General features: G+C 62.9%; 12 protein-coding genes. 9 read left to right on the top strand and 3 right to left on the bottom strand.

Annotated features, from left to right (window positions below; translation table 11 throughout):
* Nucleotides 1–22 precede the first annotated feature (22 nt).
* Both HKK54_RS22115 and HKK54_RS22110 read left to right on the top strand, forming a co-directional pair.
* The gene (locus HKK54_RS22115) at nt 23–229 is read left to right on the top strand and encodes a hypothetical protein (protein WP_169387814.1); all 207 of its coding nucleotides are present in this window, start codon (nt 23–25) and stop codon (nt 227–229) included.
* Complete coding sequence (locus tag HKK54_RS22110; RefSeq protein WP_169387813.1) at nt 217–1044, top strand: hypothetical protein; 828 nt, start codon at nt 217–219, stop codon at nt 1042–1044. The genes HKK54_RS22115 and HKK54_RS22110 overlap by 13 nt, the downstream gene beginning before the upstream one ends.
* A gap of 14 nt (nt 1045–1058) precedes the next feature.
* Here the strand turns inward: HKK54_RS22110 and HKK54_RS22105 are convergent, their stop codons facing one another.
* The 3 genes from HKK54_RS22105 to HKK54_RS22095 form a co-directional block, all read right to left on the bottom strand.
* The gene (locus HKK54_RS22105) at nt 1059–1814 is read right to left on the bottom strand and encodes an outer membrane protein (RefSeq protein WP_169387812.1); all 756 of its coding nucleotides are present in this window, start codon (nt 1812–1814) and stop codon (nt 1059–1061) included.
* 133 nt (nt 1815–1947) lie between these two features.
* Nucleotides 1948–2499: a DUF3455 domain-containing protein gene (locus HKK54_RS22100; RefSeq protein WP_169387811.1), complete on the bottom strand. Its 552-nt coding sequence runs from the start codon at nt 2497–2499 to the stop codon at nt 1948–1950.
* A 135-nt stretch (nt 2500–2634) separates the two neighbouring features.
* Complete coding sequence (locus tag HKK54_RS22095) at nt 2635–3333, bottom strand: hypothetical protein (RefSeq protein ID WP_169387810.1); 699 nt, start codon at nt 3331–3333, stop codon at nt 2635–2637.
* Between the two features lie 225 nt (nt 3334–3558).
* Here HKK54_RS22095 and HKK54_RS22090 point away from each other — a divergent pair, with 225 nt between their 5' ends.
* The 7 genes from HKK54_RS22090 (at nt 3559) to HKK54_RS22060 (ending at nt 12014) form a co-directional block, all read left to right on the top strand.
* Nucleotides 3559–4422, top strand: a complete 864-nt coding sequence (locus HKK54_RS22090) for a hypothetical protein (RefSeq protein ID WP_237150972.1) — start codon at nt 3559–3561, stop codon at nt 4420–4422.
* A 43-nt stretch (nt 4423–4465) separates the two neighbouring features.
* Entirely contained in the window at nt 4466–5344 is an 879-nt protein-coding gene (locus tag HKK54_RS22085) for a c-type heme family protein (RefSeq protein ID WP_169387809.1), read from the top strand.
* 10 nt (nt 5345–5354) lie between these two features.
* Entirely contained in the window at nt 5355–6782 is a 1428-nt protein-coding gene (locus HKK54_RS22080) for a serine/threonine-protein kinase (RefSeq protein WP_169387808.1), read from the top strand.
* Nucleotides 6779–7594, top strand: coding sequence for a PP2C family protein-serine/threonine phosphatase (locus HKK54_RS22075; protein WP_169387807.1), 816 nt, complete (start codon nt 6779–6781; stop codon nt 7592–7594). The genes HKK54_RS22080 and HKK54_RS22075 overlap by 4 nt, the downstream gene beginning before the upstream one ends.
* A gap of 136 nt (nt 7595–7730) precedes the next feature.
* Nucleotides 7731–9119: an amidase gene (locus HKK54_RS22070; protein WP_169387806.1), complete on the top strand. Its 1389-nt coding sequence runs from the start codon at nt 7731–7733 to the stop codon at nt 9117–9119.
* A gap of 94 nt (nt 9120–9213) precedes the next feature.
* Nucleotides 9214–10566, top strand: a complete 1353-nt coding sequence (locus HKK54_RS22065) for a citrate-proton symporter (RefSeq protein ID WP_237150971.1) — start codon at nt 9214–9216, stop codon at nt 10564–10566.
* A gap of 101 nt (nt 10567–10667) precedes the next feature.
* Entirely contained in the window at nt 10668–12014 is a 1347-nt protein-coding gene (locus tag HKK54_RS22060) for an OprD family outer membrane porin (protein ID WP_169387805.1), read from the top strand.

The raw sequence follows: 12014 nt of genomic DNA, 5'->3' as shown, positions 1-12014 counted from the left end.
GCATCTTCTCGAGGTCGTCGCCATGTTTGGATTGTATTCGTTGTTCGCCGGTAAACCGACTCAGGATGACTTGGATACCGTGGAAGCCATCAAGTCAAAAAGAACCATGAAAATTGAGGGGGAATGGGGTATCTCCGTCTCAGCCGAAGAAGTCATGGAGTCCGATGCCTACAAAGAAGCGATTCGCCAGGTCCGCAAAATGGAGGCCGATGATTCATGGGCCTGCTGATCATTTTGCCGTTACTGGTCAGCGGTTATCTGGTCTGTATAAAACATCCTTATTACTACTGCCGCCTTCACCGTTTTGAAGGGCAATTACTCTATCTGCATGTTGCGCGGCTGGGGCTGGTTTGCCTGGTCGTCGCCACGCTGATGAGTGCCTTGATTCTGGCCATGTCAAAACAGACGGTTCACGTCGCAGGTCATGAGGTTGCAACAGACTACAGCCGCTATCTTGGCGCCCTGTTGGTACAACTCGATATTGCTAACGAAAAAAATGCAGCACTCTGGGTTTTCCTGTTGCAGGCTGGTTTGACCGCCATGGTCATTCCCACACTCTGGGCTAGACTTTTTGTCAACGCGAAGAAAAAAGAGCTGAAACTGAAATCCGATGAACAACTAAACTGCCGGCTTGCCCTGAACATCCTTGAAGGCACGCCTTTCAAATACCTGCTCAGAGAGTCCATCCAGAAGTACACACTTTGCATGTTCAGTTTGAATGATCGAAAAGTGTATGTCGGTATCGTCTTATTCGTTGGCATGCCCACCGAGTCCGAAGGAATGGACCATGCCTTCACCCTTCTTCCTCTGCTCAGCGGCTACCGTGACAAGGACACGCTGGAAGTTACCCTGGGCACGCGTTATTCAGATAAGAGCCCCCCGGCCCCCATCATGTTGATTCAGGAAAACGTGGTCTCCGTCACGCGCTTCGACTTCACCACCTGGAACACCTCCCACTGTCGAAAAAGCAGCCCGCCGCGACAGGAGCAGTTCTACAATCACCGCCCCATCCGTCCGGCGAAAGCCTCAGGCGCCTATGCCTGAGGCCTTGCTACCGATCAATCAAACTTCCAGTTCAACCCCACCCGCAGCATCTGCCCGTCGTTCTTGAATTTCGAGTCATAACCCGTGCCCGCCCCACCGCTGCCCGGAATCACTGCCACGTTCAGCTTGTCTTCGCCCAGGTCGTAGTACAGGTATTCGGTCTTGATCGACAGGTTTTGCGTGATCGCCTGTTCGATACCTGCGCCCACTGTGTAGCCCATCTTGAAGTGACTTTGATCACCGCTGAACTGGGTATTGCCGGTAGGGCCAAACATATCCACGCTCTGGCTGGTTTCGCCATACGCCAGGCCCGCGGTGCCGTAGATCAACGTATGGTCAAAGGCGTAACCCAGGCGACCGCGCAGGGTGCCGAGGTATTTGATCTTCGACTCAAACTTGTTGTTCAGCGCCAGGTGCGTATTCAGTTGCGAGGTGCCGATGTTGCGGCTGTCTTGCAGGTCGGTGTGGGAGATATCGGCCTCGACGCCCGCCACCCATTGGCCGAACTGGTAGTTGTAGCCAATCTGCGCACCACCGACGAAGCCGTTACGGTCCAGGTCCACCCGACCCGGACGCGCGCCACCGTTGATATTGGCAATATTCGGTGCCGCCTGGCCTTGGGTATTGACGTCGCCGTCACCCCCGAAGCCCACACCGGCGTTCAAGCCACCGTAGAAACCGGTCCAGTCAGTGGCACCGCTTTCAGCCGCCTGGGCACACGTCGAGGCAACAAGGGAAACCGCCGCGACAGCGAGTAAACGAGTGATCATGTAAAGCTCCTATCATTATTGGTTGAATTGCAGGCACAGCTTCGCCGCACACCGATGGCTACCGGCGCGAGGCAAGAAAACGTTCAGAGGGTGTTACGACCGAGCCGAGCGGCCCGGGGTGACGCAGTAATGATTACTGGCCGAGAAAACGGTAGTCGGCGCGGTAAGGCTCTACGTGCAAATCGCCGTCGTGCTCACAACGGCCGCTGAATACGCCACCTTCGGTGTGCAGCCGTTGCACCGCCACCACCGGTGACAGCCCGCCAACGCCTTGATGGCTCACCACATCCAGGCGCAACAGCGAAATATCCCGCCCCGTTGCCCCCGGCGCCTGGGCAGCCACTTTGCCGACCACGGCGCTGCGATCATCCAGCTGCCAGGTCGGCCCCGCAAAGTGCCGGCCCACCGTCTTGCCATTGATCATCAGCGTCGCCAGCGGCTCGCGAAACTGCCAGGCCAGCTGGCCGTTGCCGTCCTTGGCGCAGTTGTAAATCTGCACACCTTCCGCCCGCACGGTCATCAGGATCGTCTTCGCGTCACCGCTCAACGGGTCGGGCAGGTCCTGCGCCTGCGCCCTTTGGGCATCGATGGCACAGGCGATCAACACGACCATGCCGATCACTTGCAACACCAGCAGCGCCAGGCGATTACGGCGTGCCACAACATCAGGGTCGGTGCTGCTCATCACGCGCCTGCCAGGGAGAGTTTTAAGAAACGTCAGTGCAATCATCTTGAAGTCCGTCGAGGGTCAATTGTCAGCGTCTGCAGGATGAACAATCAGCCATCAGTTTTTATTCCCGATTATTTTTCAACCGGGGCACTACCAGACTTCAACCTTGAGTTCGGTCAGCCGGCTGGCCGGCATCGGCAGGGCCTTGCCGCTGTGCACCACGCCATGGCGCGGCGACTCGCGCTTGAGGTTGGGCACCGGGATGCGCCCGCCACCGCGCACGGTTTGCGCGCCGTTCATTTGGAATTTGCCATAGGCAAAATTCAGCCCCACGCCGTTCTGGCGCTGGAAATAAATCCACCAGCGGCCTTCCTCGAATTTCATGAACGCAAAGCCCCGGGGATAGGCGTCCTCGCCATAGTCATCAAAGGTCATCGCCGTGGCGAAGCCCAGCCCGTGGCCGTCGAAGCGGCTGAGGTATTCCTTGTTCAGGTAATCGCTGCCACCCTGCACGTGGAACACCCGGTAGGTGGTGTCGTCGATATGGTCGATCAGGATCGAACAGCCACTGAAATCCGGGGTGAACACGTAGCCCGTGGCGCCCGGGTTGGCGGGGATATCGCAAGAACTGCCCTGGGGCACCCAATGGCCCATCAGCGGCCGTTCGATCTTGCCGTACTCACCGGGTTTATCCAGGGTGGCCAGGCGGTAGCCGCCGGCTTTGTGGTCGTTCACGTCGAACACATTGATGCCCGCAATCAATCCCGAAGGAATGCGCTTGGCGGTCATGAAGTTCTGTTGCAGGAAGAGCTTGGTGGAGGAAAAGGCGTTCATGCACTGGGTGGTCATAGGTGCTCCTGACGAGAGGAAAGTCATCGGTCTTGCGCCAGCAAAAAGCGGCTGCCTGAATCACGCGAAACCATGAGAAGAACACCCTCCCCCAGCGCTTTATTCCATGATTTTGCTCAATCGGATTGGGCCGGATCCATACGCAAAATTGCCTTATTGCCCAGGCCCCGCAACGGGTAGCCTGCGGCCCTGCGATGCCTTGCGCACGCAACCCCGACTCGCTCGATGACTGGCGCCCACGTGAAGAAACTTTCGATACTCCTATTGCTCGCCGGGCTGTTTCAGCTGCCGCACGTGCTTGCGGCCCCGGCCACTATCGCGGTGATTTCCTTTGCGGAAAAACCCCTGCACCTGATCCGTGCCACCACCCTTTACACCATCGGCGCCGGCACGCGCCTGCAAGGCGGCGACATTCTGCAAACCGGCGGCGCCGGCATCCAGATCGAAGGGCTGACCCCGGCCATCGTCGCCCTGGGGCCCGACACGCGAATCCTGATCGCCACCAACAGCAAGGCCGCGCAAATCAATCTGCTCAGCGGCTGGTTGAAGCTGCAACCAGTGGCTGCAAGCACCCATGCCAGCCTCGCAGTCAACGCCGGTGGTCTGGCGTTCAACGTGACTAACAGCGCCAGTGTGATCCACGTCGGGTCACGCCAGAGCGAAATGTTCGTCGAAGACGGCAGCCAGCCTGTCACCGAACTGGACAACCACGGCAAGGCCGGTCGCACCCTCACCCTGAACCACGAAGACTTTGCCCAACGCGCCGGTGACGCCCCCCTGAAAACCACCGCCCGCCCGGAACAGGCGTTTGTCGACGCCCTGCCCCGGCCCTTCCTCGATCCGTTGGTGGCGCTGGGTAAAAAAATCCCTGCCGCCCCCGCGCTGAAAAAGGAACGCGACGTCACCTACGAAGACATCGCGCCCTGGGTCGTCAGCCCGCTGAACCTCAGCCAGCAAATGCTCGCCAGCCGTTTCGCCCCGCGCCTCACAGACCCGGCCTTTCGCCAGGCCGTGAAGACCAACCGCGGCGGCGTGCTGGAGTGGGAGATCGAACTGCTGCGCCTGGAGCGCCGGAAAAACCCTCATTAACGGCCTGCCCGTCGTTCAACCTTGCCTGCACCCAAGGGGCCTTATGAAATTGTCGCTCGCGGTAAAATTCAACGTGGTGTTCCTCGCCGTCTTCGTGGTCGGTTTCATTGCCACCAGCGTCGCCACCCACTACATGCTGCAACAAAGCGCACGCCGGGAAACCCTCGAAACCGCGCGCCTGCTGATGCGCTCGGCCACCGCCGCGAGCACCTACACCGCCGAGCAAATCGTGCCGCTGCTGGAAAACCGCCTGAAATTCCAATTCCTGCCGCAGTCGGTGCCCGACTTCGCCGCCATCTCGCACCTGCAGGAATTGCTCAAGTCCTACCCGGACTACGCCTACAAGGAAGCCACCCTCAACCCCACCAACCCCCGGGACCTGGCCGACGACTGGGAAAAAAGCCTGATCAACAACCTGCGCAGCCAACCCACCACCGATGAGCTGGTGGGCGAGCGCACCGACAAGGACGGCCCGTCGCTGTACATCGCGCGACCGATCCAGATCAAGGACGGTGCCTGCCTGGCCTGCCACAGCACCCCGGACGCGGCGCCCAAAACCATGGTCGACATCTACGGTGCGGTGAACGGCTTTGGCTGGAAACTCAACGACACCATCGGCGCACAACTGGTCTCGGTGCCGCTGGCCCTGCCATTGCAGCGTGCCAACAGCATGCTCCACAGCTACATGCTGTCGATGCTGGGGATTTTCGCGGTGCTGCTGGTGGCCTTGAACGTGGCGGTGCACCTGTTTGTCACCCGGCGCCTGCGGCAGATGTCGGCCCTGGCCGATCGGGTCAGCCTGGGTGAAACCGACGTGCCGCCGATAGACGTAAGCGGCAACGATGAACTGGCACGCCTGGGCCAATCCTTCGGGCGCATGCGCACCAGCCTGGCCAGCGCCATGAAAATGCTTGAGGAGTAGGTGCACCGCCATGCTTGAACAACTCGGCAAATACCGCATCGACAGCGTGCTCGGCAAAGGGGCCATGGGCACGGTGTACAAGGCATTCGACCCGCACATCGCCCGCACCGTGGCGCTCAAGACCATCCGAAAAGAGCTGTTCGGCGACAGCCACCACGCCGAGCTGGTCAGCCGTTTCAAGAACGAAGCCCAGGCAGCGGGCCGGCTGATGCACCCCAATATCGTCGCGGTCTACGACTACGGCGAAGACGAGGGCTCGGCCTACATCGCCATGGAATTTGTCGAAGGCACACCGCTCAACACCGTGCTGGCCGCACAAACACCGCGCGAGCTGAGCCACAGCCTGGGCTGGATGCGCCAATTGCTGCTGGCCCTGGAATACGCGCACTCCAAGGGCGTGGTGCACCGCGACATCAAGCCGGCCAACCTGCTGATTACCGCCGACGATCAGGTCAAGGTCACCGACTTCGGCGTGGCCCGCCTGGACTCATCGACCCTGACCCAGACCGGCTCGATGATCGGCACCCCCAGCTACATGTCGCCGGAGCAATTCTGCGGCGAGCTGATCGACGGGCGCTCGGACGTCTTCTCCGCCGGCATCGTGCTGTATCAACTGTTGACCGGCGAGCGACCGTTTTCCGGCTCGGCCACCATGGTCATGCAGCAGATCCTCAACCAGACACCGGTGGCACCGTCGAGCCTCAACCTGGCCCTCGACCCGGCGCTGGACAGCGTGATCGCACGCGCCCTGGCCAAGCGTCCGAGTGAACGCTACCCCTCGGCCCAGGCCTTTCTCGATGACCTGCAAGCCTTGATCGGCAGCACCACCACCGGCACCTGGATCAACGCCGAGATCGACGACGATCGCACCGTGCTCATGCGCCCCAACCAGAGCCTCGGCGTGCACACCCCGCCGACCACCGCGACGGCGGCCACCGAGCCTTTGGAAACCCTCACCCCGTGGAAACTCGCGGTGATGCCGGAACTGGAGTCGCTGCTGTCCCACCAGATCGGCCCACTGGCGCGCTTTCTGGTGCGCAAGAGCCTGAACGCCTCGCAAGATTTCGAAGCGGTATGCGCCGCGCTGTTGCCGCACATTCCCTCGGAACGCGGCCGTGAACAGTTTGCCAGCGCCAGCCAGTCGCTGTTCCAGCGCTTGAACCCACCCACAGCGGCCCCGGCACCGGTCAGCGAACCGACGGTGGTGACGCTGATCCGCGAGCCCACCCACGCCCTCGAACCCGGGATCGATCCGGCCTTCAGCGAAATGGCCGGACGGCGCCTGGCCGTGCTGATCGGCCCCATCGCACGCATCGTCGTCAGCCGTGCCGCCCGCACCACGCCCCTGCGCCAGGCGTTCCTGCAACGCCTGGCCGAACACATCGAGAACGAGGCCCAGCGCCTCGCCTTCCTCCACAGCTTTGAGCCTACCCCATGACCGACTCCAGCCTCAGCCCCGCTGGCCCGCACCGCCTCGCCACGGCGATTGCCTGCGGCCTGAGCGACGTCGGCCCGGTACGCGAGAGCAACGAAGACAACTTTCTGCTGGATACCGACCTGCAACTGCTGGCGGTGGCCGACGGCATGGGCGGCCACGAAGCCGGCGCCCTGGCCAGTGCAATGGCCCTGACCTGCCTGCGGGAGCATCTCAACGCCCACGGAACCGACGCACCGGCCTGCTCCAGCGACCCCGATGCCACTTGGTCCGACCCGGCAATGCACGCCGTGAGCGTGCTGCACGACGCCATCGACCAGGTCAATGCCCAGGTGTACGCCCGCAACGTCGCCCGGCAAATGAGCGAGGGCAACGGCATGGGCACCACCCTGACCGGCCTGTGGCGCCCGCACCACCCAGGCCCGCTGCTGGTCTTCCATGTCGGCGACAGCCGCCTGTACCGTTACCGCGACGGCGAGTTGGCGCTGTTGACCCGGGACCAGACCTGGTACCAGCAGGCGCTGGAGGCCGGCAAGGTCGACCGCCTGCCGGCGCGCAACTTGCTGTTGCAGGCCATCGGGCCGGCGGCACGGGTCGAACCGCAGATACGCGTACAGCCGGTGCTGCCAGGCGACCTGCTGATGCTCTGCAGTGACGGCCTGCACGGCTGTGTGCCCCATCAGGAAATCGCCCAGGTCCTTGCCGCTGCCACCCGCCACACCCTGCAAACCGCCTGCGAACGCCTGCTGGACCTGAGCGTGGAGTACGCCGGGCGGGACAACGTCACCGTGCTGTTGGCGCTTTACGACCACTAGCGGCACGCTGTCAGTGCACACAAAAACGCAACACTGAACTGCACCGATTGTGATGGCCGCGCCACACCCGGGTTTATATAGTCATGCCTACTGCAACCCGCCATGAGCCACCCGGCCCATCCCAAGGAAGCGTTCGATGACTGACCTGCACACCCTTACGGCCGCCGAACTGCTGGCGCAATTCGCCAGCCGGCAACTCGCGCCCATCGACTATTACGACCAGCTCCTGGCCCATATCGACCGCTGGGAGCCGCAGATCAACGCGCTCTACGCCTTCGACCCGCAACAGGTGCGCCAGCAGGCCCAGGCCTCCACCGAACGCTGGAACAAGGGCCAACCCAACGGCGCCCTCGACGGCGTGCCGGTGACCCTCAAGGAATTGATCGCCACCGAAGGCGTGCCCATTCCCCTTGGCAGCGCCGCCACCCGCCTGACCCCGGCCCTCAAGGACGCACCGCCCGCCGCCCGCATGCGTGAAGCGGGCGCGATCATTCTGGCCAAGACCACCAACCCGGATTTCGGCATGCTGTCTTCCGGTCTGTCGAGCTTCCATGGCATCACCCGCAACCCGTGGAATACCGCCAACAACACCGGCGGCTCCAGCTCCGGTGCGGCCGCTGCGGCCGCCGCCGGCTATGGCCCGCTGCACGTGGGCACCGACATCGGCGGCTCGGTGCGCCTGCCCGCAGCCTGGTGTGGCCTGGTGGGGTTCAAGCCGACCCTGGGGCGCATCCCCATCGACCCGTACTACACCGGCCGCGCCGCCGGCCCCATGACCCGTACCGTCGACGACTGCGTGCTGCTGATGCAACACCTGGCCCGCCCCGATGCCCGCGACGCCACCAGCCTGCCGTCGCTCACCACTGCGTGGAGCAACCAACCGCTGTCGGTCAAGGGCCTGCGCGTCGGCCTGATGCTTGAGCCCGGGGTGGGCATGCAGCCGGAAGGCTTCGTGTGTGAAGCCGTGGAGCAGGCAGCGCGATTGTTCGAAGCCCATGGCGCGAAGGTCACGCTGATCCCGCCGATCATGGACCGCAACCAACTCGACGGCCTCGACCACTTCTGGCGCGCCCGCCAGTGGGGCGACTTGTCGGCCCTGAGCAGCGAGCAGTTCGACAAGGTCTTGCCCTACATCCGCGACTGGGCCGCACCGGGTGCCGAGATCAGTGGCGTACAAGCGGTGAAGGGCTTCAACCAGACCTTTGAAATGCGCCGCCGCGCCGCGCAGGTGTTCAACGAACTCGACCTGGTGCTGTCCCCCACCAACCAGGTCAACGCCTTCCCGGCCGAGTGGCCGTCACCGAGCAACGACCCGCAATTGCCGTTCGAGCACATCGTGTTCACCGTGCCCTGGAACATGGGCGAACAACCGGCGCTGTCGATCAACTGCGGTTTCGCCGCCGATGGCATGCCCATCGGCCTGCAGATGATCGCCCCGCGCTTCGCCGATCAATGGCTGCTGCAAATCGCTAAAACCTACGAGAGCTGGCGTGGCGCAATCCACCACTGGCCGAATCCTTCCTGACTTTGACGCTGTAAGAACTGCCCACCCACACGCCAGCTCCGGGCCTCACCGGCCGGGAGCTCGGACGACCTATAACTAAAATCGAGGGGCTGGTATGCACACTGAGCAATTGACACGATCCGATCCTGATCACGCACCCGAAACACCGTCCCCGGACGCCGGCAAAAAGAGCATCTTCGCCGTGGTCCTGGGCAACGCCGTGGAGTTTTTCGACTTTGGTGTGTACGCAACCTTTGCGGTGATGATCGGCCACACGTTCTTCCCGTCCGACAGCGCCTTCGTCAGCTTGATGCTGTCGGTCACGGCCTTCGGTATCGGCTTTATCGTCCGGCCCCTGGGCGCAGTACTGATCGGCGCCTACGCCGACCGTGTCGGGCGCAAACCGGCGATGCTGTTGACCCTGGTGATGATGGCCGTGGGCACCGGCAGCATCGCGATATTGCCCGGCTACGAGACCATCGGCATCGCCGCGCCGATCCTGCTGGTGGTCACCCGCATGATTCAGGGCCTGGCCTGGGGCGGTGAGGCCGGCCCCGCCACCACCTACATCCTCGAAGCTGCGCCACCGCACAAACGCGGCACCTATGCCTGCTGGCAAGTGGTTGCCCAGGGCGTGGCCGCCATGGTGGCCGGGCTGGTGGGCTTCACCCTGACCAAAGTCATGTCCCCGGAAGACCTCAACAGCTGGGGCTGGCGAGTACCGTTCGTGTTCGGCCTGCTGGTGTTGCCGATCGGCATCTACATCCGCCGCAACCTTGCCGAAACCTTCCACGGCCATGGCGAGCAGACCAGCACCGGCGACCTGGTGCGGGAAGTCTGCGGCAAACACCGGCGCGCACTGGTGCTGGGGTTGCTGATTCTTTCCGGCAGCACCATCACCCAATACTTCCTCAACTACATGACCACCTTCGCCCTCACCGAGCTGAAGCTGCCCACCAGCATCTCCATGCTCTCGACCCTGGTGGCGGGCGCTGCCATGGCCGTGTGCGCAGTGGCTGGCGGCATGCTCTGCGACCGCTTCGGGCGCCGGACGATCCTGATGACACCCCGGGTGGTGTTGCTGTTAATCCTGTTCCCGGCCCTGCAACTGATGACCGAGCACCCAAGCCCGGCGACCTTCCTGCTGACCCTGGCCGTACTCTCGGGCCTGCACGGCATGAGTGGCGCGGCACTGATCGTGCTGCTGGTGGAAAGCTTCCCGAAATCCGTCCGCTCCACCGGCTTCTCCATCGTCTACGCCTTCGGTGTGGCGGCGTTTGGCGGCACCGCGCAGATCATCATCACCTGGCTGATCGGCACCACCGGTGACCCGATGTCGCCGGTCTGGTACCTGCTGGTCGCCAACCTGGTGTGCCTCACCGCCGCCTGGTTCGCCAAGGAAACCCGCCCGCCGCTGCCCGGCAGCCCGGCCCGCGAAACCCGGCTCACAGAAGCCCCGGTTCGCTGAACACCTTTTCCCACTGTCCCGCGTCTTTTCGCCACCGACCGGCAGCGCCCAAGGGCCTGCCGGGACGGTCGCCTTACGTCTGATTTGTATGGGGATTTACCATGTATCCACGTCTTTTGCTGGCCGTCACCCTGGCGTCCAGCACCCAGGTTTTCGCCCAGGACAACGCTCAAGCCAGCGCACCGGGCTTCCTCGAAGGCAGCACCCTGGACCTGAACCTGCGTCACTACTACTCCAACCAGCACACTAAGCGCACCACTCACCTGAGCATCAAGAAAGCCGGCGGTATCGAACCTACCCGCGTGCGGGAAACCTGGGTCCAGACCAGCATGCTCAAGTACAGCTCCGGCTACACCCAGGGCCTGATTGGCGTGGGCGTGGACGCGGGAATCTTCAGCGCGGTCAACCTGGAGCGCGGCCACGGCAAGGTGGCCAATGGCGGCGACCGGGTGCTGGTGGATGGCGACGGCGACGCGATTCCCACCTGGAGCCGCCTGGGGGTGGGCGACGTGCGTTTTCGCCTGTCGAGCACCGAAATCAAGGCCGGCCGGCTGATGACCGACAACCCGATCCTGCGCTACAAGGACAACCGCGCCCTGCCCTCCAGCTTCCAGGGTGTGGGCCTTTTCAGCAACGAATTCGACTGGCTGTCGGTGCAGGGCGGCAGCTTCGAACGGGCGATCCCACGCACCGGCACCGGCGCCGAAAAACTCACCACCACCTTCGGCAACCGCGCCTACACCGGCTCACGCATCAGCTACCTGGGGGCCACGGTCAAGCCGGGTTACGGACTGGAAGCCAGCGTCTACGCGTCGCGCTTCGAAGACATGTGGGACCAGACCTACGTCGGCCTGACCCACCGCATCGGCGACAAAAGCGACATCGCCTTGAAGACCGCCTTCAACTACTACCACACCAGCGACTCGGGGGACAAAAACCTCGGCTACATCGACAACAACGCCGTCAGCCTGGCCTTCACCGCCACGCACCTGGCCCACAGCCTGACCCTGGCCTGGCAGCAGGTGTTCGGCAACGAATACTTCGACTACGTGTGGGAGTCCACCGGCAACTACATGGCCAACTCGCTGTACTCGGACTACAACGGCCCCAACGAAAAGTCCTGGCAACTGCGCTACGACCTGGACTTCGCCGCCTACGGCGTGCCCGGCCTCACCGCCAGCCTGTGGCACGCCAAGGGCTGGGACATCGACGGCACCCACTACGACGGCGACCGCAACGGCCACAACACCGGCTACAACGTGCGCAGCCTGGACGGCGCCAAGCACAACGAAAACGGCTTGATGCTGGCCTACGTGATCCAGTCGGGGCCGCTCAAGAACAGCGTACTGCGCACCATCGTCTACAACCACCGCGCCAGCGGCGGGCAGATTGACGGCAGCTACGACGAGTTCCGCCTCGTCGCCAATGTACCGATCAATATCTTCTGA

The sequence above is a fragment of the Pseudomonas sp. ADAK13 genome (assembly GCF_012935715.1).
Taxonomy (GTDB): domain Bacteria; phylum Pseudomonadota; class Gammaproteobacteria; order Pseudomonadales; family Pseudomonadaceae; genus Aquipseudomonas.
Note: the sequence above shows the minus strand (reverse complement) of the source record. Positions and strands in the feature narration are given on the sequence as shown.

Coding starts and splice junctions, on each gene's coding strand:
- HKK54_RS22105 (WP_169387812.1), bottom strand. CDS start 1,814: ATGATCACTCGTTTACTCGCTGTCGCGGCGGTTTCCCTTGTTGCCTCG.
- HKK54_RS22075 (WP_169387807.1), top strand. CDS start 6,779: ATGACCGACTCCAGCCTCAGCCCCGCTGGCCCGCACCGCCTCGCCACG.
- HKK54_RS22110 (WP_169387813.1), top strand. CDS start 217: ATGGGCCTGCTGATCATTTTGCCGTTACTGGTCAGCGGTTATCTGGTC.
- HKK54_RS22115 (WP_169387814.1), top strand. CDS start 23: ATGTTTGGATTGTATTCGTTGTTCGCCGGTAAACCGACTCAGGATGAC.
- HKK54_RS22080 (WP_169387808.1), top strand. CDS start 5,355: ATGCTTGAACAACTCGGCAAATACCGCATCGACAGCGTGCTCGGCAAA.
- HKK54_RS22090 (WP_237150972.1), top strand. CDS start 3,559: ATGACTGGCGCCCACGTGAAGAAACTTTCGATACTCCTATTGCTCGCC.
- HKK54_RS22095 (WP_169387810.1), bottom strand. CDS start 3,333: ATGACCACCCAGTGCATGAACGCCTTTTCCTCCACCAAGCTCTTCCTG.
- HKK54_RS22070 (WP_169387806.1), top strand. CDS start 7,731: ATGACTGACCTGCACACCCTTACGGCCGCCGAACTGCTGGCGCAATTC.
- HKK54_RS22065 (WP_237150971.1), top strand. CDS start 9,214: ATGCACACTGAGCAATTGACACGATCCGATCCTGATCACGCACCCGAA.
- HKK54_RS22060 (WP_169387805.1), top strand. CDS start 10,668: ATGTATCCACGTCTTTTGCTGGCCGTCACCCTGGCGTCCAGCACCCAG.
- HKK54_RS22085 (WP_169387809.1), top strand. CDS start 4,466: ATGAAATTGTCGCTCGCGGTAAAATTCAACGTGGTGTTCCTCGCCGTC.
- HKK54_RS22100 (WP_169387811.1), bottom strand. CDS start 2,499: ATGAGCAGCACCGACCCTGATGTTGTGGCACGCCGTAATCGCCTGGCG.